We start from the raw sequence: 25396 nt of genomic DNA, 5'->3' as shown, positions 1-25396 counted from the left end.
CCACCACTTGCAGTTTGAGGCAACCCGGATAAGGACCGAATGACCATGAGCCAGGCTTCGCTGCCGATCTTCGATTTTTCGCCGTTCGTTGGCCAAAGCGGGCGCTACGTCGCGCTCATCAAACAGTTTGCCGCGGCCGAGCCGTTTCGCAGCGCGACCGTCGATGAACTGCTGCTCGACGACGACTTCCATCGCCGCCCGCTGCGGCCCGAGGACTTCGATTTCCTCAAGTTCATGAAACCCGTGCGCGAGCACAACGTGAGCCGCCTCCCGGCACTCGCCTCCGGCCGCACGTTGATGTCGATTTACGAGCTCGACATTGCGCGCGCGCCTTCGAGCGGCGAGCCGGCAGACTGGCAGCGCTTTACCGACTTCTACCGCGAAGACACGCGCGAACTTGGAGCGCAAATCGCGCCGTTTCTCGAAGCGTATTCGTTCGAATACCTGACTAAAGATGTCGTCACTAGCGAAAGCGTCGACGCGACAAGTGCACGCGTCACGCGCATCGTCGATGAAGAACTCGCGTTCTGGAGCGCCACGTTCGAGCGTCTCTTGCGCAACGATTACCTCGAGGAGGGGCTGCGCTTCATCATGGTCCAGCGCTGGGCGCTGGCAGTTTCGAAGCGCCGCGCGCTCGCACGAGCTGCTGCGAGCGGCTTCTTCGACATGTTGCCGCCCGACGAACGGCCGAGCCTTCATCGCGAAGTGCCGGATGACACGCTCCTCGAACGCGTCGCGGCCGCGAGCGGCATCACGCGCCGGCAGCATGCGTACTGGCAGTTCTATTTGCCGACCAGCACGGCGAAATGCAACCTGTTGTATGCGCTCGCGCGTCGGCCGGATCGTGCCTTCGGGCTCGTCGGCGCTGCATTCGCGGCCGAGGCTGAATGGCTCGCGTTCGGTCTTGCGCTCGAACGCGCGTGCGCCCATCTGCAAACTCCGGGTCGAGGTCCCGCGCAGGCGTCTGCGTTGAAAACCGCGTTGGAACAGCGGGCGGCGCGCGCATTGCGGCGTGTGGCCGAAAACTTCGGCGCGGCCGCGCACGCACAATACGTGCAAGGACTCGTCGCCGGCGAGCGGCTTGCGGGGCGTTCGCGCTGGGATCTCGGCGAGCAACTGCGCTGGCTTTCGTCGATTCGCGACTATGTCGCTTTCGCGCATCGCATCAGCTCGCGCATCGACGCCGAGTGTCCCGGTATCGATCGGGAGACTTTCGTCGAGCCGCACGAAATGTGTTCGACGACGCACGTGCATAACGATCATCGTCTCGTGACCATCGAAGAGGGCGACATGCTCTTCTGGGGCAACGTCGGCATGCAGCTTGCCATGCACAAAGGCGACATGGTGCTGATTCCAGATGGCCGTCTGCATGGCTCGACGGTGGTATCGAACGAATGCACGTATCACCAGCCGATCATTCCCGACGAGTGGGTCGAGGCCCTCGTCGCCGGGCTTGATGAGCCGGCGGCTGCCTCGGCCTGAATGCGGTGCAACGACGAGCAAACGGCAACACCATGCAGGCGCCCACGGCGAAGATCGACAACAAAGGTGCCTCTTCTCCACGACAGCAGTATCGACGTCCCGGCCACGCGGTCCGGGATGCCTCGCGCATTCGGCGCGTACAACAGTGGGTCAGGAAGAGAGAGCGAACGATGCAAAGTGGCAACAGTGCTATCGGAGAGGCCGATCGATTCGAAGTCAGCGACTGGAAGAGCCGGATCATTGCCGGCAGAGCGACGGGTGCGGCCGTGTCGGCGCCCGCGTGGCTGGACGCCTCCTACGCGACGCTGCGCGAGCAGGTGCTGGATCCGGCGTATCCGTGTTTTTTCGGCACGATGGCGGAACGGCGCGGCGAGATGTTCTACTCGTTCGTCAACGGGCGCGATCTGCGCGATCTACCCGCGACGATGCAAACCTTCGCGGAGCTCGCATTGCGGCCGGCGTACCGGAGAAACAATATCGCGGTGTTCTTCGAGCCGGATCCGCAGCCGCTTTCGCACGACGCCTACAGAACGTTGTTCTGGGGCATTCTGCAGCGCCTGCACGATATCGACCCGGACCCGTCCGCGGACCAGCAGCCGGACCCGATGGACGAGGCGTGGGAGTTTTCGTATGGCGGCGTGCAGATGTTCGTCGTGTGCGCGTGCCCGTCGTTTCGCGCGCGCCATAGCCGCAATCTGGGCCCTGGCATGGTGCTGCTGTTTCAGCCGCGTTCGGTGTTCGTCGACACGATCACGAACAAGGTGATTGGGCGCGAGGCGCGTAACCAGGTGCGCAAGCGCCTCGAAACATGGGACGACATTCCCGCGCACCCGGATCTCGGCTTTTACGGCGATCCGGGCAACCTCGAATGGAAGCAGTACTTTCTCGACGACGCAAACGCGCCCATCGAGGAACGCTGTCCATTCCTGAAACGCCGCTCGCAGGGAGTGCATTCGGTGCATTCGGCGCAGGTGCAACGTCATGCGCCTGCCCACGGCACGCGTCCCGAACACGAAAGAGCCTTCGCGCAAAGCGACGACGCGCGGGGCACCGATAGCTGACGGGGCCGGTGTGAGAGGCAGCCGGCCTCTGCCTCGTGCACTCACGCTCGCAATGGAAGGAGCTTCATGTCGTTACTTTTGCAACTGGTCAGCAGATCGCGCTGGATGATTGCCGCCGCGCTCATTGCCAGCGTACTCGGTGGCCTCGGCAATGCCGCGCTCCTTGCGCTCATCAACCAGGCGCTCATCGCGACGCCGGACGGCCTCGCGCGGCTCGGCTTGCAGTTTCTCGCCGTGGGCCTCGTCGTACTCGCGATGCGCGCGCTCGCGCAGTCGCTCTTCATGTGGCTCGGCCAACAGGCGAAGGCGACGCTGCGCATGCGCACCATCCGCCGCATCGGCGACGCCGCGTTTGCCCAGCTGGAAAAGCAGGGCGCGGCGAAATCGCTAGCAGTCCTGACACAGGACCTCGATACGATCGTCGTGCTTTTCGTGAGCCTGCCTTCGCTTGCGATGCAAAGTGCGGTAATCGCAGGCTGTCTTGCGTATCTCGGCTACATGTCATGGCCGATCCTGCTCGTTGCAATCGTCACCATCGTGCTCGGCATGACGGGTTTTCGCTACGCGCATAGCCGTGCGATGTTTCATCTGCGCGCATCGCGCAAGCGCGAGGACGACCTCGTCCGGCACTTCCGCGCGCTATTCGACGGCGCCAAGGAGCTGAAGCTGCACCGTGCCCGCAAGCGTGCTTTCGTCGAAGACACCCTCGCGAGCAACGTCGAAGCGGTGCGCGTGCAGCGCACGCGCGGCTATATGCTGTATGCGGCGGCGTCGAGCTGGGGCAACTTCATTCTGTTCGCCTTCATCGGCCTCACGCTCTTCGTGTTCGCGCGCTACATCAAAGTGGACCCGCACGTCATGTCGGGCTACGCGATCGTGTTCGTCTACATGATCATGCCGATCGAAGCCGTCCTGTCTGCGATGCCGAGCCTCAGTTCGGCGCGCGTTGCGCTCGAACGTATCGAACAGGTCAACGCGGAACTGCCGGGCGAAATCATGCTCGAGCCGCCAGCCGCCGCGTCGTTCGAGAGCATTGCGCTCGACGGCGCCACGCATCGTTACTTCCGTGAAAAGGAGAACGACGTATTTACGCTCGGTCCGGTCGACCTGACGTTCCGGCCCGGCGAGCTCGTTTATCTGATCGGCGGCAACGGCAGTGGCAAGACCACGCTCGCCAAGATGCTGGTCGGCCTTTATGTGCCGGAGAGCGGCCGTGTGCTGCTGAACGGCGAGCCCGTCGACGAGGCGCGGCGCGATGTCTATCGTCAGCATTTCTCCGTCGTGTTCAGCGACTTCTTCCTGTTCGACACGCTCCTCGGCATGCACGCCGACGGACTCGACGCGCTGGCGCAGCAACTACTCGCTGACCTGCAACTCGACCACAAGGTGAGCGTGAAAGACGGCAAGTTTTCCACGCTGGACCTCTCGCAAGGGCAACGCAAACGGCTTGCACTTGTCGTCGCCTATCTGGAGGACCGGCCGTTCTATGTGTTCGACGAATGGGCCGCGGACCAGGACCCGCTGTTCAAGAACGTGTTCTACGAGCGCCTGCTGCCGGAGCTGAAGGCGAGAGGCAAGACTGTGCTCGTCATCACGCACGACGATCGCTACTTCCATCTCGCCGAGCGCTTCATCAAGCTGGATTTCGGCCAGATCGTCGAAGAAGAAGCCGGCGATGCGCGGCCCGCGAGCCTCACGGCCGCCCCTCACTGATTCGGGATTCATCTTTCATGACCAGCAATCCGTCTGTTATCTCCGCGCCGCTCGCGCAAGGTGAACCGATGTACGAACTCGACGGCGTGTCGTTCCGCGTCGGCGAGCGTGTGCTGTTGCACCCGCTTGCCCTCACGCTGCCCAAGGCTCGTGTGTGCGGGCTGATCGGTCACAACGGGTCGGGCAAATCGACACTGCTGAAGCTGCTTGCGCGTCAACAGTCGCCGACTGCAGGCACGCTGCGTTTTGCCGGTCGTCCGTTGCACGCGTGGGAGAACCGCGAGTTTGCCCGTCAGGTGGCCTATCTCCCGCAGCAGCAGCCGGCGGCGAACGGCATGACGGTGCGCGAGCTGGTCGCACTCGGCCGCTATCCCTGGCATGGCGCGCTCGGTCGCTTCACCGGCGTCGACGGCGAGAAGGTTTACGAGGCCATGACGCTGACCGACATCACGCGGTTCGCGGATCGCGCGGTGGACAGTCTGTCGGGCGGCGAGCGACAGCGTGCGTGGATCGCGATGCTGGTCGCGCAGGACAGTCAGTGCCTGCTGCTCGACGAACCGATTTCCGCGCTGGATATCGGGCATCAACTGGAAGTGCTCGATCTCGTGCGCACACTGAGTCAGCAACGCGGTCTCGGCGTGGTGGTCGTGCTGCACGACGTCAACATGGCCGCGCGATTCTGCGACGACCTGATCGCGCTCAAGGGCGGCCGGCTGCTCGCGAGCGGCAGCGCGACGGAGCTCATCGAAGAAAAGATGCTCGGCGCGATTTACGGCGTGCCGATGGGCACAGTGGCGCATCCGCGCGGCGGCACGCCGATCAGTTTCGCGTATTGACCGGCACGCGCGGGCCCGCGCTCGCATCGCTTCGGCCATGAGCCGCTGGCCGCGCAGCTCCGGTAGGACATAACGGCGTTCCCAAGAGACGCCAGGCTTTCCCCGCAATGACGAAATTCGCGCCGCTGGCGCAAGCGCATAGGCAAACGCAGATGCGTGCGACGGCGGCGCGCGCTGTACGCCGCGCTTTGCGGCCTTGGGCGATGACAGCCGCGCGGCGCGCGACCAATCTCGGAGGTGGGGATGTCTGTTACCAATACGCTGCGCCAGGATGGCGCGGGCATGCATGCGACGAATCGCGTCGCACAGAACCATGCGTTAAGCGGCGCTGCGTCGCTCTTTGAGGCGCCGCACGAAACCGCCGCGGCGCCTGCAATGGATCTCGTTTCGGCGATGAAGCGGCATGTCGGCGAGCGCGCCGGTCAACTGGCGGTGCGCTTTCTCGCCGACGGCGACACCGATGCGCACGAGTTGACTTACGCGGCGCTCGACGCACGCGCCCGGCGGCTTGCGGCTGTCTTGCGCCAACATGGCGCGCCGAACGACCGCGTGCTGCTGATGCTGCCGAGCGGGCTCGATTACGTGGTGTCGTTCTTCGCCTGCCAGTATGCAGGGATGATCGCCGTGCCGGCGTATCCGCCCGAAGCGCTGCAAAGCGGGCATGTCGAACGGCTGCGGCGCATGTCGGACGATTGCACGGCGCGCGTTGCAGTGGTGGAAAACGCATCGCACGCGTCGCTGCGCAGATTGAGCAGCGAGCTCGATCTCCGCGGCGCGACGTTCGTGTCGCCGGACCAGGGCAGCAGCCACGAAGGCTTTTGCATCGAACGCGCCGAGCCCGACGCCATCTCGTTCCTGCAGTACACGTCCGGTTCGACGTCGTCGCCGAAAGGGGTAATGGTTAGTCATGCGAACGTATGCGCGAACGTCAGCGCGATGTCGCGCGGCATGGGTTGCCGTGCCGGCGATCGCATGTTCTCCTGGCTGCCGCTCTATCACGACATGGGGCTGATCGGTAGCGTGCTGATGCCGGTGCTGTGCGGCTTCCAGGTCACGTTGATTTCGCCGCTGCATTTTCTGGAGCGCCCCGCGCGCTGGCTCGCCGGCATAGCACGCGAGCGCGCGACGGTAACCGGTGGACCGGACTTCGCCTATCGGCTTTGCACGGACCGCGTGCGCGATGCACAGCTCGCGGGACTCGACCTGTCGTCGCTGCGCGTGGCGTTTTGCGGCTCCGAGCCGATTCGCCAGACGACGCTCGACGGCTTCGCCGCGCGCTTCGGCGCCCACGGCCTCGATCCGCGCGCGATGTACGCATGCTATGGGCTTGCCGAGGCGACGCTGTTTCTCACGGGCGTCGAGGTCGGCTCGGGCGCGCCGCACACGCGTTTCTCCGCATCCGGGCTCGCGTTGCGCCCGCCAGTCGCGCGGTCGGTGACCGATGACAGTGACGGCAAAGCCGTTGTGGGTTGCGGTGTGACCGCGTTCGGCCACGAGCTCGCCATCGTCGATCCGCAGACAGGCGAGCGCTTGCCGGAGCGGCATGTCGGCGAAGTGTGGTGCGGCGGGCCGAGTATCACGCAGGGTTACTGGGAAAATCCGCCAGCGACGGCCGCCGTGTTTTTCGACGACGCGCCCGGTTTTCCGGGGCGCTGGCTGCGTACAGGTGACCTGGGTTTCATCCATGACGGGCAACTGTTTTTTTGCGGACGCCGCAAGGACGTGATTGTGTTGCGTGGCGAGAACGTGTACCCGCAGGATCTGGAAACCGTACTCGCCGATCGCGTGGAATGGCTGCGCCGCGGGCGCGTCAGCGTGTTTCCGGTCGAGGCGGCCGACGGCGCGGAAGGCATCGGCGTGGCTGCGGAGGTGCCGCGCGGCAGGGCGCGGCAGGTGGCGCCGGAAACGATTTTTAGCGCGATTGCGGCGGCGCTCGGCGACGCGTTCCGATACGAAGCCGCGTTGATTCTCCTGCTCGAACCCGGCGATTTGCCGCGCACGTCCAGTGGCAAATTGCAGCGCAGCGCGTGCCTGACGGCTTGGGAAAGCGGCGCGCTGGTGCCGTTCGCGATACACGACGCGCGGTCCGAAAGGCCGCACGCTATTGCCACACGTGCGGTCGCGCAACACACGAGCGGCGAAGCCTTGACGCCGACCGCACACATCGTCGCGCAGGTGTGGAGCGAGGTGCTGGACGTGCCGGCACCGTGCGCGTCGGACGATTTCTTCGCGCTCGGCGGCCGTTCGCTGCTGGCGGCGAAGGTTGCATCGCGTCTACGGGAGCGGTTGGCGTGCGAAGTACCGGTTGGCATGATGTTTAGTCATACGAAGCTTCTGAGCCTCGCGGCCGCATTGGATCTGCGCCGCGCGGGGTCGGCAGAAAACTGCGCGACTATTTCGGCGCTCGTGCGCCGCGCTGAAAGCGAGCGTGTCGCGGCTCCGCTGTCGTTTCCGCAGGAGCGTCTATGGATGCTGTGGCAGATCGATCCGGACAGTCCCGCCTACAACATTTCCGCCGCGCTTTCGTTAACGGGTCCGCTCGACACCGGCGCCGTCAAAAGCTCGCTCGATGCGCTCGTGCGTCGCCATGAAATACTGCGCACGCGCTTCGACGATACCGGTGGCGCGCCGCGTCAAATCGTTGCGCCCTTGAAGGAAACGGGCGAGCTGCGCGACGCGTGGCACTGGGACGTTGCCCTCGCACGCGGCATTAGCGACGAAGCATTCGACGCGCAGCTGCGTGTGCCTGCCCGCGAGCCGTTCGATCTGACGCGCGGGCCGCTCTTTCGCGCGACGCTGTTCGTTCGCGACGACGAGCGACACGTGCTGCATTTCGTGATGCATCACATTATCGCGGACGGGTGTTCGATCAATGTGCTGCTGCGCGATTTCGCTGCCGGTTATCGCGCCGCGCGGCGCAGCGGCGCCGACGTTACCGGTGCACTGCCGGCACTCGCGGTCCAGTACGGAGACTACGCCGCATGGCAGCGCGAGCGCTTTGCCGTAGACGGCGGCGCCCGGCTCGACGCACAGCTCGACTATTGGCGCGATCGTCTGGCCGGTTACGACGCCTTGCTTGAGCTGCCGACCTTGCACGAACGCGGTCGTCGCTATGAGCCTCGCGCCGAACGCATCGACGTGCGCATTCCCGTCGCGCTCGCGAGCCGCCTGGCGTCGCTCGCGCGCGCGGAGAACGCCACGTTGTTCATGGTGCTGCTCGCAGCGTTCGCCGCGCTGCTCTCGCGTTATAGCGGCGCGCAGGACGTGGTGATCGCGGTGCCGGTCGCCGGCCGCGACCGCCTTGATACCGAGGAACTGATCGGCTTTTTCGTCAACACACTCGCGATGCGCGCGTCGGTGCAGAGCGCGATGCCGTTCGCCACGTTGCTGCGCGAAATCCGCGAGCACAGCATCGAGGCGCACGCGAATGCCGACGTGCCGTTCGAACGCGTGGTGGCCGCGCTGCAATCGGGCCGCCGCGCGGGCGGAAGTCCGCTCGCACAGATCAAGTTCGTACTGCACGACGCGTTCGACACGGCGCTCGATCTCGACGGCGTGCAGTGCGCCCTCGTCGACGCGGACGCGAGCGACGCACGCTTCGAACTTGCGCTCGACGTGTTCCGCGAGGACGCGGGCGGATTACGCTGCGTGTTCGCGTACGCCGCCGAGCTCTACGACGACGTGTTCGTCGCGCAATTCGCGCGGCACTACGTCGAGCTGCTCGAACAGATCGCCGACACGCCGCTGTGCACGATCGGCGAATTGCGTCTTGACGACGATGAAGCGGCCCGCGTCAGCGCACCCGTCGCCGGGGCCGATGCGCTGTAGCGCGCCGCAGTCGTCAGGCCGCCAACATCGCCACTGACTTCGCCACCGGCATCGAAACACACGGCCCGCGCTTCTTCGCACGGGCGTCAGACACCTGGATCACACCACGGACACCATGCAAGCCATCCATTTCGACACCGACTTTATGCCTGCGCGCATCGCGCGGTTTGCCATCGAACGGCCGGACGCCGTTGCGCTCGTCGACAGTGCAGGGCCGCTCTCGTGGCGCGATGTGTGGGCCTGGTCGGGCCGGCTTGCCGCAGCGCTTGTCGACGCAGACGTGCGGCCAGGCGATCGCGTGGTGCTCGCGTTGCCGCGCTGCGCGGCGTTCGTCGCGTCGATTCTCGCCGTCTGGCGTGTGCGAGCGTGCTACGTGCCGCTCGATCCGGCGTTGCCCGAGGCGCGTCTGCGCTGGCAGGCCGAGGACTGCAGCGCGCGCGTAGCGGTGACGCTTGAGGCAACGGAGTCTGCGATGCATGCCCGCACGCCTGCGTGGCTGCCCGAAGGTGCGGCGGCACTGAACCCCCATGCGTTGCGCGCATTCAGCGCGAGCACCGCGGCCGTCGATCAATGCGAACGCATCGTTCCGGATCCGCAAGCCGACGACATCATGCTCGCGTGGCCCGCCTACGTGATCTATACGTCGGGCTCCACTGGCCGCCCGAAGGGCGTCGTGCTCAGCCACGGCGCGCTCGCCGCGTATCTGCGCGGCGTCTCGGAGCGCCTACCCGACGGCATTGCAAGCGCGGCTTATCTGTCGACGCCCGCCGCCGATCTCGGTCACACGTCCTTGTTCGGCGCGCTGTGGCACGGCTGGACGCTTCATCTGATCGACGCGGAAACCGCCGCCGATCCCGACGCGTTCGCGGCTTACATGCACGCGCATGCCGTCGATCTGCTGAAAATCGTGCCGAGCCATCTCGACGCGTTGTTGCAGGCGCAGCGGCCTGAGCGGGCGTTGCCGCGCCGGTGTCTCGTGATGGGCGGGGAACCCGCGCCGACGCGTCTCGCCGAGCGCATTGCGACGTTGCGTCCCGAATGCAGGTTGATCAATCACTACGGACCGACCGAGACGGCTGTCGGTGTACTCACGCGTGGCGGCGCGCAAAGCCGCACGGCGACTCTGCCGCTAGGCAAGCCCCTCGCACACGTTGACGCACGTATCGTCGATGCGCACGGCAACGCGGTGCCGAAAGGCGCGGCGGGCGAGCTGTGCATCGGCGGCGCGAGTCTCGCCGATGGTTATCTGAACCGGCCGTCGCTGACCGCCGAGCGCTTCGTGCCGGATCCGAATGGCCACGGCGCACGGCTTTACCGGACGGGCGACCGAAGCCGCCGTCTGCCGGACGGTGACTTCGTATTCCTCGGCCGTCTCGACGATCAGGTGAAGATTCGCGGCTTTCGCGTCGAGCCGGAAGAGATCGCCGCGCGCCTGCGCGCCGAGCCAGGCGTGCGCGATGCCGTAGTGATCGCGCATGCAGATAACGAAGACGCGGCGCCGCGCCTCGTCGCCTGGCTCAGTTCCGGCGAGTTGCTCGACGTCGACGCGATCCGTGCGCGTCTTGCCGCGGAATTGCCGGACTACATGGTGCCGACGTCGCTCCAGGTGTTGCCCGCGCTGCCGCTCACCGCGAACGGCAAAATCGACCGTGCCGCGTTGCCGGTGCCGCAGCACGACAAGGTCGCGCATGCCGCGTGCGTGGAACCGCGCAACGATACCGAACGCACGCTCGCCGGCATCTGGAAGCTTGTGCTCAAACGCGAGGACGTGGGCGTCACTGACAATTACTTCGAGATCGGCGGGGATTCGATTCTCAGTCTGCAGATCATTGCGAAGGCGCGCGCCGCGGGGTTCAAGCTCACGCCCAAGCAGATGTTCGATTATCCGACGATCGAGGCGGCGGCGCGCGTTGCGGTGGCGTTGCGGGCAACCGCTGCGCCAATGGCCGCAGCACAACATACGCATTCCTTTTCACATAATTCGTTATCCATAACATCTCACGACGACGCTCTCTGGTTCGAACAGGCCGGCGTCTCGCGCGATGCGGTCGATGCGGTCTATCCCGCCACGCCGATGCAGCAGGGTCTGCTGTTTCAGGGAATGCTCGACGGCGAGCCGGGCATGTACGTATCGCAACTACGCCTCACGATCGACGCGCTGAACATCGATACGATGTGCGCGGCCTGGCAGGCGGTGATCGCCCGTCATCCGGTCTTGCGCACGCGTTTCGTATGGCCGGCCGGCGCCGAGCCGTTGCAGGTCGTCGAGCGGCAGGTACGCATGCCGTTCGACGTACATGCCGGCAGTGTGCCGGTTGCAGCGGCGACCGCGTCGGCAGACGCACAGTATGAGGCGGGCTATGACGCCGCTCGCGAGGCGCTCGTCGCGCGCGGCTTCGAGCCGGGCGTCGCACCGCTGATGCGCGTCGATGTGTTCGAGCGTCCCGACGGCGCGCACGACCTTCTGTGGACTCATCATCACGCGCTGACGGACGGCTGGAGTACCGCCCAGGTCGTGACCGAAGTCGCGCGCGCGTATGCGGCGATGGAAGCGGGCGGCGCTGGCGATGCGTCGCCCGGCGCGCCTTATGGCGATTATGTCCGCTGGCTGCGCCGCCAGCCCGATACGGCGCCGTTCTGGCGCGCACGCCTCGCGACGCGCGAGGACCCGGCGCGGCTCGCCGATGCGCTCGGTAGTCTGATGCGGCCATCGCCGGAGGACGGCGCCGTGGGGGCCGTGGCAAAAGCGCTGATTCGCGAGATCGACGGAGCCTCGCACGCGCGCCTGAAGCGCGCCGCACAGCGCGCGCAAGTCACACTGAGCACGCTCGTGCAGGCAGCGTGGGCGCTCGTGCTCGCGCGTTTCTCGGGGCGTGCGCAAGTCGCGTTCGGCATGACGGTCTCAGGCCGTCCTGTCGAGTTGCCGGATGTGCAATCGATGGTCGGGCTCTTCATCAACAGTCTGCCGCTGTGGATCGACGTCGAATCTCATGCGCCGGTGCGCGGGTGGCTTGCCGCGCTGCAGCGGCGTAACGTGGAGTTGCGCGACGTCGAGCACACGCCGCTGGCGAGCTTGCAGCAATGGGCAGGCGCGAGCGTCGATGCACTGTTCGACAGTCTGATCGTGTTTGAAAACTATCCGCTCGACGACGCACTCGGTGTGCTGTCCACCCGTGGCGGCGTCCCACGCGTGCGCGCCGTGGAGACATACAACCGCAGTCACCTGCCGTTGATGCTGGTTGTCGCGCCTCGTCACGTTGGTGGCGGCGACACGCTGAGGCTCGAGTGGCATCGGCATGCGGCGCACGTGTCGGCGGACGGATTGACTCGTGTTGCAGCCTATTTCGAGCGGATGCTGGATTGTCTCGCGGCCGCGCTCGTCGACAGTCATGGATCCGATGTGCGGGTGCGCGATCTGCTAATTGATCGCACTCCAAATTTAAATGTGGCGCGCGCGACCGCGTTTGGCTACGAGCCGATCACTACGCGGATTGCGTTGCAGGCGCGCGAGCGACCCGATGCGGTTGCACTCGTCGATGGCGATGAACATGTGACCTATGCGCAGCTGGATGCATGGTCTCGCGCGATTGCACATGAATTGAAGCGCCGCGGCGCGAGCGCGGAAGTGCGCGTGGGCGTCGCATTGCAGCGCTCGGCGGCGCTCGTCGCATCGCTGCTCGGCGTGCTGCGCGCGGGCGCGGCCTATGTGCCGCTGGATCCTTCGTATCCGGCTGAGCGTCTTGCACATATCATCGACGATGCGCAGTTGCGGCTGATCGTCGCCGATGCGCCGAGCCTCGCGCAGCATGCGGCGCTGTTCGGCGCGCGGCCTACGCTCGATGCGGCGGCGTCGCGCGATACGGTGCGCGGTGAGGAGCCACGCGATGCCGAAGTCGATCCGCAACCGCATCCGCAGCAGCTCGCCTACGTGATCTACACATCCGGTTCGACGGGCGTGCCCAAAGGCGTGGGCATCACACACGAAAACGTCACGCGCCTCTTCGACGCCACACAGTCCCACTTCGCCTTCAGCGCGGCAGACGTCTGGACCCTGTTCCATTCGTACGCGTTCGACTTCTCCGTGTGGGAAATTTTCGGCGCGCTGGTGCATGGCGCGCGACTTGTCATCGTGCCGCACTGGAGCACGCGCGAACCGGCCGCCTTTCATGCGCTGCTGCGCGAGCAGCGCGTGACGGTGCTGAACCAGACGCCTTCGGCCTTCACGCAACTGACGCAAGCCGACGAAGGCAACACGCTCGCGTCGCTGCGCGCGGTGATCTTCGGCGGCGAGCGTCTGGAGCCTGCGTCGCTCGCGCGATGGGCGGACGGTGCGCGTCGCCAGGGCGTGCTGCCGGCGCTCGTGAACATGTACGGCATCACCGAAACGACGGTGCACGTGACGCATCGCGCGCTGGATGAAGCGTCGCTACGCGAGGCGCGCAGTGTGATCGGCGCGCCGCTCGACGACCTCGCGCTGCACGTGCTCGACGCGGATCTGAACTGCGTGCCGCCTGGCGCGGTGGGCGAACTGTATGTGGGCGGCGCGGGGCTTGCGCGCGGCTATCTCGGCCGCGCGGCGCTGACGGCGCAGCGCTTCGTGCCGGACCCGTATGGTGCGCCGGGTGCGCGTCTGTATCGCTCGGGCGATCTCGCGCGGCGCCTGCCCGACGGCGACCTCGAATATCTGGGCCGCAACGACGACCAGGTGAAGATCCGCGGCTTTCGCATCGAGCTCGGCGAGATTCAGGCGGCACTGCTGGGCCATCCCGAGGTGCGCGATGCGGCTGTGCTCGTGTCCGGCGATGCGAACACCAGCGCGGGTGACCGGCGCCTCGTCGCCTACGTGGTGCCGCGCGGCGAACCGCATACGGGCGATCCCGCGCGCTGGCAGGCGTGGCTCGCTGCGCGTCTGCCCGCGCATATGGTGCCGTCGTCGTATGTGGAACTCGGGCGCTTTCCGCTGACGCCCAACGGCAAGCTCGATCGCCGCGCGCTGCCTGCGCCGGGGGCGGTGGCGAACGCGGTGGGCAGTGCGTCCTACGCGGCTCCGCGCGACAAAACGGAAGCGCGAGTTGCCGCGATCTGGCAACAGGTGTTGGGGGTGGAGCGCGTCGGTGCGGTCGACGATTTCTTTCAGCTCGGCGGACATTCGCTGCTGGCCGTGCGTGTCGTTTCGGCAGTGAGGGCGGAGTTCGGCGACGCGCCGGCATTGCGCGCGGTGTTCGAGCATCCGCGGCTCGACGATTTTGCACGACTGTTGCGTGTGCAGGCGGAACAGGCAGACGAAGTACGACAAGGACACCTGAGCACTAACGCAATCCAACCCGCACCTGGGGCCGCTGCCGCTCAGGTCGACCTGAGCGCACCGATTCCGCTGTCGCCGTCGCAGCAAAGCTTGTGGTTCCTGTGGAAGCTCGACCCGCGGAGCGCGGCATATCACGTCAACGGTGCGCTGCGTTTTGACGGCCGCCTCGATGTCCGCGCGCTCCGTGCTGCATTCAGCGCGCTGGTCCAGCGGCATCCGGCATTGCGCCTGCGTTTCGGCGAAGTGGAGGGCGTTCCGTTTCAGCGCATCGACGCAACGAGCGGCAGCGAAATTCGCGTGATCGAGCTGCCGCGCCGCGCTCACGATACCAACGCGAGCAACGAAACCATGGACGAAGCGCTTGCCGCATGTCTTGCCGCGCTCGTGCGCGTGCCCTTTGACCTGAACGGCGAGCCGCCGATACGCGCGACGCTCGTGCGCGTCGCCGACGATCGTCATGTGCTGCATCTGGTACTGCATCACATCGTCAGCGACGACTGGTCGGTGGGCTTGTTGTTCGCCGACTTTGCGCGGCTCTACCGCGAACATTGCACGGCGTGCGGTACCGGTTCAGTGGAAGCGGCCATCGACGCTGCGCATGTTGCGGTGACCGCGGCGACCGCGTACCGCGAGCTGATCGCCGCGCGCGCGGCGCAGCTGACGCCGGAGCGCGAGGCCGCCCAACTCGCGTGGTGGCGTGCCGCGCTCGCGACCGACGACGAGTGCCCCGCCACGCTCGCGTTGCCCTACGATCGCGTCCGCAGCGGCACGAGTCGTGCGGCTGGCGCGCGCCATCGCACGCGTGTTCCGGCCGGCACAGCCAATGCGCTGCGTGCGCTCGCGAGTGCGCATCGCGCGACGCCCTTCATGACGCTTCTGGCCGCATTCGGCGCATTGCTCTACCGATACTCGGGCCAGTCCGACATCCGCCTCGGCGTGCCGCTCGCAGGTCGCGAGCAGCCGGGCGCAGCGAATGTCGCCGGCTTTTTCGTCAATACCGTGGTGGTGCGTACCACACCGCGCGGCGAGATGCGTGCAGTGCAACTGATCGACGAGGTGCGCGAGCGGCTGCTTGGCGCCTACGCAAACCAGGAGGTGCCGTTTGCGAGTGTCGTCAAAACCGTGCAGCCTGAGCGCGAGCTGACGCAGACGCCATTGTTTCAGGTGCTCGTGAATCAGCAGCAGCGCCACGATTTGACGACATCGTTCGGCGACGATGTGCGCGTGTCCGTGCAGGAAGTCGACAACGGCGAGGCGCAGTTCGATCTGATGCTGAACATCGCAGAGGCGGCTGGCGGTGCGTTCGATCTGACCTTCACGTACGCGACCGATGTGTTCGACGCGTCGACCATCGAACGGCTCGCACGTCATTTCAACGGATTGCTCGAGCAGTGGGCTACGGCACCGGATGCGCGAATTGCGTCGTTTCAGTTTGGAGAGCTAAGTGAGCGGGAAACGCCTTCTATGCCGGCCGCGTTTGGCTACGAGCCGATCACTACGCGGATTGCGTTGCAGGCGCGCGAGCGACCCGATGCGGTTGCACTCGTCGATGGCGATGAACATGTGACCTATGCGCAGCTGGATGCATGGTCTCGCGCGATTGCACATGAATTGAAGCGCCGCGGCGCGAGCGCGGAAGTGCGCGTGGGCGTCGCATTGCAGCGCTCGGCGGCGCTCGTCGCATCGCTGCTCGGCGTGCTGCGCGCGGGCGCGGCCTATGTGCCGCTGGATCCTTCGTATCCGGCTGAGCGTCTTGCACATATCATCGACGATGCGCAGTTGCGGCTGATCGTCGCCGATGCGCCGAGCCTCGCGCAGCATGCGGCGCTGTTCGGCGCGCGGCCTACGCTCGATGCTGTGGCGTCGCGCGATACGGTGCGCGGTGAGGAGCCACGCGATGCCGAAGCTGATCCGCAACCGCATCCACAACAACTTGCCTACGTGATCTACACATCCGGTTCGACGGGCGTGCCCAAAGGCGTGGGCATCACGCACGAAAACGTCGCGCGCCTCTTTGACGCCACACAGTCCCACTTCGCCTTCAGCGCAGCAGACGTCTGGACCCTGTTCCATTCGTACGCGTTCGACTTCTCCGTGTGGGAGATTTTCGGCGCGCTGGTGCATGGCGCGCGACTTGTCATCGTGCCGCACTGGAGCACGCGCGAACCAGCTGCCTTTCATGCGCTGCTGCGCGAGCAGCGCGTGACGGTGCTGAACCAGACGCCTTCGGCCTTCGCGCAACTGACGCAGGCCGACGAAGGCAACACGCTCGCGTCGCTGCGCGCGGTGATCTTCGGCGGCGAGCGTCTGGAGCCTGCGTCGCTCGCGCGATGGGCGGACGGCGCGCGTCGTCAGGGCGTGCTGCCGGCGCTCGTGAACATGTACGGCATCACCGAAACGACGGTGCACGTGACGCATCGCGCGCTGGATGAAGCGTCGCTACGCGAGGCGCGCAGTGTGATCGGCGCGCCGCTCGACGACCTCGCGCTGCACGTGCTCGACGCGGATCTGAACTGCGTGCCGCCTGGCGCGGTGGGCGAACTGTATGTGGGCGGCGCGGGGCTTGCGCGCGGCTATCTCGGCCGCGCGGCGCTGACGGCGCAGCGCTTCGTGCCGGACCCGTATGGTGCGCCGGGTGCGCGTCTGTATCGCTCGGGCGATCTTGCTCGGCGCCTGGCCGACGGCGACCTCGAATGCCTGGGCCGCAACGACGACCAGGTGAAGATCCGCGGCTTTCGCATCGAGCTCGGCGAGATTCAGGCGGCACTGCTGGGCCATCCCGAGGTGCGCGATGCGGCTGTGCTCGTGTCCGGCGATGCGAACACCAGTGCGGGTGACCGGCGCCTCGTCGCCTACGTGGTGCCGCGCGGCGAACCGCATACGGGCGATCCCGCGCGTTGGCAGGCGTGGCTCGCTGCGCGTCTGCCCGCGCATATGGTGCCGTCGTCGTATGTGGAACTCGGGCGCTTTCCGCTGACGCCCAACGGCAAGCTCGATCGCCGCGCGCTGCCTGCGCCGGAGGCCGTCTCTCATGCTACGCAGACCGTCACTGCATCGACGCCGGCAGAGGCCGCATTGCTATCCGTGTGGCGCACAGTGTTGCGCCGCGACGATATCGGCGTGAGCGACAATTTCTTCGTGATCGGCGGCGATTCTATTTTGAGCCTGCAAATCGTGTCGAAAGCGCGTGATGCAGGCTTGCACATCACGCCCCGTATGGTGTTCGAAGCGCCGACTGTGCAGCAGCTTGCGCGCGCGGCGCAACCGCTGCGGGCGGAGTCCGCCGCGTCATCGTCCATTGCAGCGGTAGCTCTGCCGCGTGCCGATGGTCCCGCGTCGTCCGATGCATGGCGAGCGCTCGGCCTCGCACCCGAGCATATCGAAGATGTTTATCCGGCGACGCCGCTGCAGAGCGGTTTGCTTTACCACGCGCTCGCAGATGCCGGGCAGGGCGCTTATCTCAACCAGATGCGCGCGACGCTCTCGGGGGCGCTCGATGTCGCCGCGATGCAGGCTGCGTGGCAGGCTGCACTCGAACGTCATGCGATTTTGCGCACGCATTTTGCGTGGCAGCACGGCGGCGCGGTCATGCAGATCGTTCATCGCAAGCTCGCGCTGCCGTTCCAGGTGCATGACTGGTCCGCCGCGGCGGATTACGATGCGCGCCTTGCCCAATGGCGAACGCACGATCTCGCGGACGGCATCGCGCCAGACACGGCGCCGCTCATGCGGGTCGCGCTGTTCATCCGCGATGCGCGTACCGCCGACCTTGTGTGGACGCATCATCATCTGCTGCTCGACGGCTGGAGCGTGTCGCTGCTGTTCGCCGAAATTCTGCACGACTATCGATCGCGCACGGGTGGCACGGCTACCGTGTTCAACGCGGCACCGCCGTATCGCCGCTACGTCGAGTGGATTCGCGAGGCGGCCGACGATCCCGCGACCGAAGCATGGTGGCGTGCGTGGGCCGCGCGTGCCGACGATCCGGTAACGCTCATCGCAAGTCTCGCCGAGCCACACGCGACCGAACCGGGTGCCCATGCGCGGCGCCGCGCGCTGGACGAGGCACTTGTCGCGCGTTTGCAGGCCACGGCACGTCGTCACGAGATTACGCTCAACACGCTCATGCAGGGCGCGTGGGCCGTGCTGCTCTCACGCTATGGGCATCGGCGCGGCGTAGCCTACGGCACCACGTTCGCGGGACGGCCTGCGCATCTGCCCGACGTCGAGCGAATGCTCGGGCTTTTCATCAATACGCTGCCCGTATGCGTCCATGTCGATGCCGACGCCGAGCTCGGCGCATGGTTGCGCAAGCTGCAAGGCGAGCTGACCGAGCTGCGCCAGTACGAACACACGCCGCTCGCGCGCGTGCAGCAATGGAGTGGACGCAGCGGCGATGCACTGTTCGACAGCATCGTCGTGTTTGAAAACTATCCGGTCGATGCCGCTCGCCACGGCGACGCGAGCCTGAAGGTGGAGGCCGTCGAGTCCGTCGACCCGACGCATTACCCGCTGGCGCTCGCGATCATTCCGCGCGGGCGGACGTTTGCGCTCGAATGGGCGTGGAACGGCGAGCGGATCGATCGGGACACAGTGGAGACAATCGCATCGCAGTACGAAGCAATGCTGACGCAGATGACCGACGGCGTGCAGAAGCGCGTCGGAGCGCTGGTGCTGCCCATGCAGCGTGAAGCGAAGCCGCTGCAGAAGTATCCATTCGAATCCCTGGGGGTGGCACTGGCAGCGCAGGCGAGGCGCACGCCGCAGGCGCTTGCGCTGCGCTGTGAGGATGCGTCGCTCACCTATGCGCAGCTGGAGGTGTGGTCATCGACCCTCGCAGCACGGCTCATCGCGCGAGGCGCGGGCGCGGAGCGGCGCGTGGGACTGTGCGTCGCGCGCGGGCCGGCGCTGATTGCAGCGCTCGTCGGGATCATCCGCTCGGGTGGTGCGTTTGTGCCGCTCGATCCGGAGTATCCCGCTGCGCGGCTCGCGCAGATGATCGACGATGCGGGCATTGTGCAGGTGGTTGCAGACGCATCCAGTGCCGGACGCGTTGCTGGCGTGCTGGCGCAGTGTGAAGTGGTCGACGTCGGCTCGATGGCAGGGGCGGCAGCTTTGGGGGCACCGGCGGATGCAACGCGCCACACCGACCTCACACTCCACCCCGAGCAGCTCGCCTACGTGCTCTACACCTCGGGCTCGACCGGTCGGCCCAAGGGCGTTGCGGTAAGCCACGGCGCATTGTGGACCCATCTGCAGGACTTCCTTGCGACTTACGGCATCAACGAAGCGGACACGGTGCTGCATTCGTCGACGATCAACTTCGACGTGGCGCTGCACGAAACGCTGCCCGCGCTGCTGCGCGGCGCGACGGTGGAAATGCGCGGGGTGCAGCCATGGGATCTGCAAACCTTGAGCGAGCGGCTGGTAACACGCCGCGTGACGTTCGCGCGCATTCCGACGGCGCTGTGGCAGCAGTGGCAGCGCCATGCGCCGCCGCGCGAACAGCTCGCGCTGCGTCAGGTGACGGTGGGCGGCGAGGCACTGCCGGGCGATGCGCTCGCACGCTGGCGCGACGGGCCGCTCGCCGGCATCCGGCTCGATAACCTGTACGGCCCGACCGAGACGACCGTGGCCGCGCTGTACCGCCGCACCGAGGCCGGGGACGTGAACCAGGTGACGGTGCCGATCGGCCGTCCGTATCCGGGGCGAACCGCGCGCGTGCTGGATACGTTCGGCGACGAAGCGCCGGTGGGCGGCCTCGGCGAACTGTGCATCGGCGGGCCGACGGTGGCGCGCGGCTATCTGGGGCGCGCGGGGCTCACCGCGGAGCGCTTCGTGCATGACCCGTATGGGGAGCCGGGCGCGCGCGTGTACCGCAGCGGCGACCTGTGCCGGATGCGCGCGGATGGTACGGTGGAATTCCTCGGACGGCTGGACCAGCAGGTGAAGCTGCGCGGGCAGCGCATCGAGCTGGGCGAGATCGAGGCGGTGCTGCGCCAGTGCGAGGGCGTGCGCGAGGCCGCGGTGATGGTCGTCGGCGAAGGGCAGAAGCAGCGGCTCGCGGCGTATGTGGCGGGTGGCGGCGAAATAGCAGACGCCAGCGCAACAGCCGCGCACACGCCCGACGCCGCCCATCTGCAACGCGAACTTGAACAGAAGCTGCCGGGCTACATGGTGCCGTCGTCGGTGACGGTGCTCGCCAGGCTGCCGTGGATGCCCAACGGCAAGCTCGACCGCGCCGCGCTGCCGGCGCCGCGGGCCGAAGCACGCGAGCGCGTGGCGCCGGCCAACGAAGTCGAATCCGCGCTGCTGTCGATCTGGAGCGCCGTGCTCGGGCGTGACGATCTGGGCGTGACGGAGAACTTCTTCGAGGCGGGCGGCGATTCGATCCAGAGCCTGCAGATCATCGCGCGCGCACGCGAGGCGGGCTGGCGGCTCACGCCGCGGCAGATCTTCGAGCATCCGACGGTGGCCGCGCTCGCGCAGCGCGCACAGCGGCTGGATGCGCCCGGTGCTCACGCACCCGACGACGGCGCCGCGCTCGGCTTGACGCCGATCCAGCGGCTGTTCTTCGAGCGCTATCCGCACGGGGAATCGCACTGGAACCAGGCGGTGCTGCTGAAGGTGAAGGGGCGGCTCGTGCCCGAGGCACTGGAGCGTGCGGTGGCGGCGCTGGGGGCGCGTCACGATGCGCTGCGTTTGCGGTTCGTGCAGGAGGCAGGGGCGTGGCAGCAGGTGGCTGACGCTGCGCACACTTCGCCGACGCCGCAGACCGCGGTCGTTCGCCATGAAACGCTCGGCTCGTTAGCAGACCTGAAGGCTGCCTGTGAGCGCATCCAGTCGAGCCTCGATATCGTGCAGGGACCGGTGTGGCGCGTCGGCCACTTCGAGACACCGGACGAGACGCGCGTGCTGATCGCGATTCACCACCTGTCGGTGGACGGCGTGTCGTGGCGCGTGCTGCTCGAAGAACTGCAAACTGCGTACGAGCAGGCCGAACGGGCCGAACCGATCCAGCTCCCCGCGCCATCGATGCCATGGCGTGCGTGGGTTCGTGCGCTTCATCAGTATTCTCAATCAGAAGCTGTGCAGTCCGAAGCAAGTTGGTGGGATGACGCGCTGAGGGAGACTCAGGCTGCGTCGGAACTTCCGTTGCGCCCGCCTGCCGGCACGCGGGTGGCCGAAAGCGGCACGATAGACTGGACACTCGATGCAAGCCGCACACGCGACCTGTTGCACAACGCGTCGCGTGCCTATCGGACGCGGGTCGACGAACTGCTGCTCGCCGCGCTCGCGCAGGCGCTCGGCGCATGGAGCGGCGCCGCGGAAATCGCCGTGGAACTGGAAGGCCACGGCCGTGAGGACGTAATCGACGGCGCCGATCTGAGCCGCACCGTGGGCTGGTTCACGACGCGTTTCCCGGTCGCACTGCCCGCCGCATCGGCGGCGCCCGGTGACGCGCTGGTTGCGGTGAAGGAGCGCGTGCGCGCTGTACCGAACAAGGGGTTGCATTGGGGATTGCTCGACGCGAGCCGCATGCGGCCGCGTCCAGCCATCAGCTTCAACTATCTGGGGCGCTTCGATCAGTCGTTCGACCCGGCGTCGCGCTTCGCCTTCAGTTCCGAGGACGCCGGCAGCAGCTACGGCGAGGGCGCGCGCCTCGACTATGCGCTCGACCTGAACGGCATCGTTACCGGCGAAACGTTGCTGCTGCGCTGGCGCTACGACCCGGCACGAATCGACCGCGAAAACGTCGAGCGCATCGTCGCGGCCTTCGGCCAGCAGGTCGACGCGCTGATTGCGCACTGCCTTGCTGCGCCGCCGGGCGCGACGGCTTCGGACTTCCCGCTGTCGGGCCTCGATCAGCGGCAGTTGCGTGCGTTGAACCTGGCGCTTGGCGGCGTCGCCGACATCTACCCGGCCACGCCCCTGCAGCAAGGGCTGCTCTACCACAGCGAACTGCAGCAGGGAGAAGGCGTCTACGTCAACCAGGTGCAACTGACGCTCGATGACCGCCTCGATGCGACAGCACTGCGCGCTGCGTGGCAGGCCGCCGTCGCGCGGCACGACATGCTGCGCACGCGCTTCGAGTGGCGTCATGGCGAGTCTGCGCTGCAGATCGTGCAGCGTGAGGCCGTGCTCCCTTTCGCGGTGCACGACTGGCGCAATGAAGAGGACTACGATGCATGTCTTGGCAGGTGGAGATCGGCCGATGTCGCCGCGGGTATCGATCCGTCGCGCGCGCCGCTCATGCGCGTGAATGTCTTCCGGCGTCCGGATGGCCGCTTCGATCTCGTGCGCACGCATCACCACGTGCTGACGGACGGCTGGAGCGGAGCACGGCTTCTCGCCGAGGTGTTCGACGACTACGAGCGTACATTGGGCGTTTGCGCGCATCCGGCGCAAAGCATGCCGCCGTCGTACCGGCGTTATGTCGAATGGCTCGCGGCGCAGCCCGATCCGCGCGAGTGGTGGATGAGGCGTCTCGAAGCTGCTGACGATTTCGGCACTCTGACGGCGAGCCTCGCCGCGCCGCGCGACACGGCGGCGCGCGCAACCGCGGCTGAACTGCCGCAACCACCGTTGGCCGCGTCGCCTAAGATCGCGCTCGAACTCGACGCGACGCTCGATGCGCGAGTGCGCCGTGCCGCCCAGCGGCATCGCGTGACCCTGAATACGCTGATGCAGGGGGCGTGGGCCGTGCTGCTGGCGCGATTGAGCGGCAAGGCTTCCGTCGCGTTCGGCGTGACGGTAGCCGGCCGGCCGACGTCGTTGCCAGGTGCGGACGAAATGTTCGGACTCTTTATCAACAGTTTGCCGGTACTCGCGACGGTGCCCGGTGACATGAGCGTGCCGGCGTGGCTCGGCGCATTGCAGTCATACAACCTGCAGATGCGCGAGGTCGAACATACGCCGCTCGCGTCGTTGCAGCAGTGGGCGGGCCGCAGCGGCGACGCGCTGTTCGATACTCTCATCGTTTTCGAAAACTACCCGGTCGCCGCTCGTGCGGCATCCACGGAGGTCGGTGCGCTGCGTATCGACCGCGTGGATTCGTTCGAGCGGACGCACTATCCGCTCACGCTCACGATTCTGCCGGCCACGCGCATCCAACTGCAATGGCAGTGGGACAGCCGCCGTCTCGCGCACGCGCAGATGGAGCAGTTGCAGCGGCACTACCTCGCGCTGCTTGAGCAACTCGCCGATGAAGGAGAGTGCGCGCCGCGTTTCGTCGGCGAACTCGCGGTGCGGCGCAGTGGCTTGCCCGCGGAGCCGTTGCTCGCGTCGCTGCCCGCATGGCGCGCGTGTCACGAGCGCTTTGCGGTTGAGGCGGCGCGCGTGCCGCAGCGGATCGCAGTCCGGCAAAACGGCGAGGCGTTCGACTACGCGACGCTCGCTCGCTGGTCCGCGGCAATCGACGCGCGCCTGCGTGCGAACGGCGTCGCACGGGAAGAGCGCGTTGCGGTCTGCATGCGCCGCTCGCCAGCGCTGATCGCAAGCATGCTCGGGGTGTGGAGGAGCGGCGCGGCTTACGTTCCCCTCGACCCTTCGTTCCCCGCCGGGCGTCTTGCCGACATGCTGGACGACGCAGGCGTGACGCGTGTCATCGTGGATGAGGAAGGCCGCGCACGGCTCGGCAGCGTGCTCGACAGTCGCATTGTGCTGGAAGCGGGAACGGTGCAAGCGGTGGGAGACGCACAAGCCCTGGCGGGTAATGCAGCGAGCGCAGCATTACCCGCGTTGCCGTGCGACGCATCGCAGCTGGCTTATGTGATCTATACCTCGGGTTCGACAGGGCGGCCCAAAGGTGTCGCGATTTCCCACGGCGCGCTGGCGCGGCTGCTCGCGAGCGTCGGCATCGCGCCGGGACTTAATCAGGATGACATACTATTGTCGGTCACCACGCCGTCGTTCGATATCTCCCTGCTCGAGTTCTGCCTGCCGTTGACGAGAGGCGCGTGCGTCGAACTAGCCGACGTGCAGACGGTGGCGGACGGCGTCGCGCTGGCCCGGCTTATCGATGAAAGCGGCGCCACATTCATGCAGGCGACGCCCTCCGGCTGGCGTCTTCTGATCGAAGCGGGTTGGCGTGGGGCGTCGCGCCGAAGGCTGACGGGCATTGCGGGTGGCGAGCCGCTGCCTGCCGACCTGGCGGCGCAGCTTGCGAAACGCGGCGTCGAATTATGGAATCTGTACGGCCCCACGGAGACGACGATCTGGTCGAGCTGCGCCCGCGTGCCGCAGGACAGCCCTATCACGGTAGGCCGCGCGTTGCATGCGAACGCGCTGCGTATCGTCGACGCGACCGGGCAGTTGACGCCGCAAGGCGGCATCGGCGAACTCTGCATCGGCGGAGACAATCTCGCGCGCGGTTATCTGGGCCGCCCGGGCCTCACTGCTGAGCGCTTCGTGCCGGACCCGTACGGGCCGCCTGGCGCGCGCATGTATCGCACGGGCGACATGGGCCGCGAGCGGCTCGACGGCGAATTCGAGTGTCTCGGCCGCATCGACCAGCAGGTCAAACTGCGCGGCTACCGCATCGAACTCGGGGAGATCGAGGCGGCACTGCGCGGCTGCGACGGTGTGCTCGACGCGGCGGTTGCGCTGGCACCGGGCGCGGGCGATGCCGAGGCGAAGCTCGTTGCGTATGTCGTTCCCGAGGCCGCAGGCGAAGCGCATGCGGTGCCTGCCGGCTGGCGTCAGGCGCTGGCCGCGCGTCTGCCTGGCTACATGATTCCAGCTGCGTTCCATGTGACCAACGCATTGCCGCGCACCGCGAACGGCAAGCTCGATCGCAACGCGCTCCTGCGCTTCGAGGCGATGCCCACGGCAGACATCGCATGGGTCGAACCGTCGGGCGAAACAGAAAGGCTGATTGCACGGCTTTTCGGCGACGTGCTCGGGCTCGCGCGGGTCGGCGCGGACGGCGACTTCTTCGCGCTCGGCGGACATTCGCTTGCGGCCGTGCGCCTCGTCGCGAGATTGTCGGAGCAGCTCGGCCGCAAGGTCGCGCTGGCCGCGCTGTTCGACTGCCCGACGCCGGCACTGTTGGCGGCGTTGCTTTTTCCTCCTGTCGAAGACGAGGCCGGGCGCGCGATGTCGCCGCGTGGAGTGACGGGTGATGAGTTGCAGGCGCTCGATGAGTTGTTCGATGAGCTCGAATGAAATCG

6 protein-coding genes are annotated in these 25396 nt (G+C 66.7%); all 6 read left to right on the top strand.

The features are described 5' to 3' along the window. Nucleotides 1-45: 45 nt before the first annotated feature. The 6 genes from ACEN8U_RS25170 to ACEN8U_RS25145 all read left to right on the top strand — a co-directional run bounded on the left by ACEN8U_RS25170 (nucleotide 46) and on the right by ACEN8U_RS25145 (nucleotide 25391). On the top strand, nucleotides 46-1482 hold the full coding sequence (locus ACEN8U_RS25170) for a peptide synthetase (protein ID WP_310111625.1): 1437 nt from the start codon (nucleotides 46-48) through the stop codon (nucleotides 1480-1482). 170 nt (nucleotides 1483-1652) lie between these two features. Further along, on the top strand, nucleotides 1653-2543 hold the full coding sequence (locus ACEN8U_RS25165; protein ID WP_310111628.1) for a YqcI/YcgG family protein: 891 nt from the start codon (nucleotides 1653-1655) through the stop codon (nucleotides 2541-2543). A 66-nt stretch (nucleotides 2544-2609) separates the two neighbouring features. Further along, nucleotides 2610-4256 (top strand): cyclic peptide export ABC transporter, encoded by a 1647-nt coding sequence (locus ACEN8U_RS25160; RefSeq protein WP_310111631.1) that lies wholly within the window; start codon nucleotides 2610-2612, stop codon nucleotides 4254-4256. Nucleotides 4257-4273: 17 nt separating this feature from the next. Beyond that, on the top strand, nucleotides 4274-5092 hold the full coding sequence (locus ACEN8U_RS25155; RefSeq protein ID WP_310111634.1) for an ATP-binding cassette domain-containing protein: 819 nt from the start codon (nucleotides 4274-4276) through the stop codon (nucleotides 5090-5092). A 243-nt stretch (nucleotides 5093-5335) separates the two neighbouring features. Continuing rightward, nucleotides 5336-8920 (top strand): condensation domain-containing protein, encoded by a 3585-nt coding sequence (locus ACEN8U_RS25150; RefSeq protein ID WP_310111637.1) that lies wholly within the window; start codon nucleotides 5336-5338, stop codon nucleotides 8918-8920. A 115-nt stretch (nucleotides 8921-9035) separates the two neighbouring features. Then, nucleotides 9036-25391 (top strand): amino acid adenylation domain-containing protein, encoded by a 16356-nt coding sequence (locus ACEN8U_RS25145; protein ID WP_413657759.1) that lies wholly within the window; start codon nucleotides 9036-9038, stop codon nucleotides 25389-25391. Nucleotides 25392-25396 lie beyond the last annotated feature (5 nt).

The sequence above is a fragment of the Paraburkholderia phenoliruptrix genome, from assembly GCF_047325075.1.
GTDB lineage: Bacteria > Pseudomonadota > Gammaproteobacteria > Burkholderiales > Burkholderiaceae > Paraburkholderia > Paraburkholderia phenoliruptrix.
Note: the sequence above shows the minus strand (reverse complement) of the source record. Positions and strands in the feature narration are given on the sequence as shown.

Excerpts from the sequence above, each read along its gene's own strand:
- ACEN8U_RS25160 (WP_310111631.1), top strand. The coding sequence starts at position 2,610 with ATGTCGTTACTTTTGCAACTGGTCAGCAGATCGCGCTGGATGATTGCC.
- ACEN8U_RS25150 (WP_310111637.1), top strand. The coding sequence starts at position 5,336 with ATGTCTGTTACCAATACGCTGCGCCAGGATGGCGCGGGCATGCATGCG.
- ACEN8U_RS25170 (WP_310111625.1), top strand. The coding sequence starts at position 46 with ATGAGCCAGGCTTCGCTGCCGATCTTCGATTTTTCGCCGTTCGTTGGC.
- ACEN8U_RS25165 (WP_310111628.1), top strand. The coding sequence starts at position 1,653 with ATGCAAAGTGGCAACAGTGCTATCGGAGAGGCCGATCGATTCGAAGTC.
- ACEN8U_RS25145 (WP_413657759.1), top strand. The coding sequence starts at position 9,036 with ATGCAAGCCATCCATTTCGACACCGACTTTATGCCTGCGCGCATCGCG.
- ACEN8U_RS25155 (WP_310111634.1), top strand. The coding sequence starts at position 4,274 with ATGACCAGCAATCCGTCTGTTATCTCCGCGCCGCTCGCGCAAGGTGAA.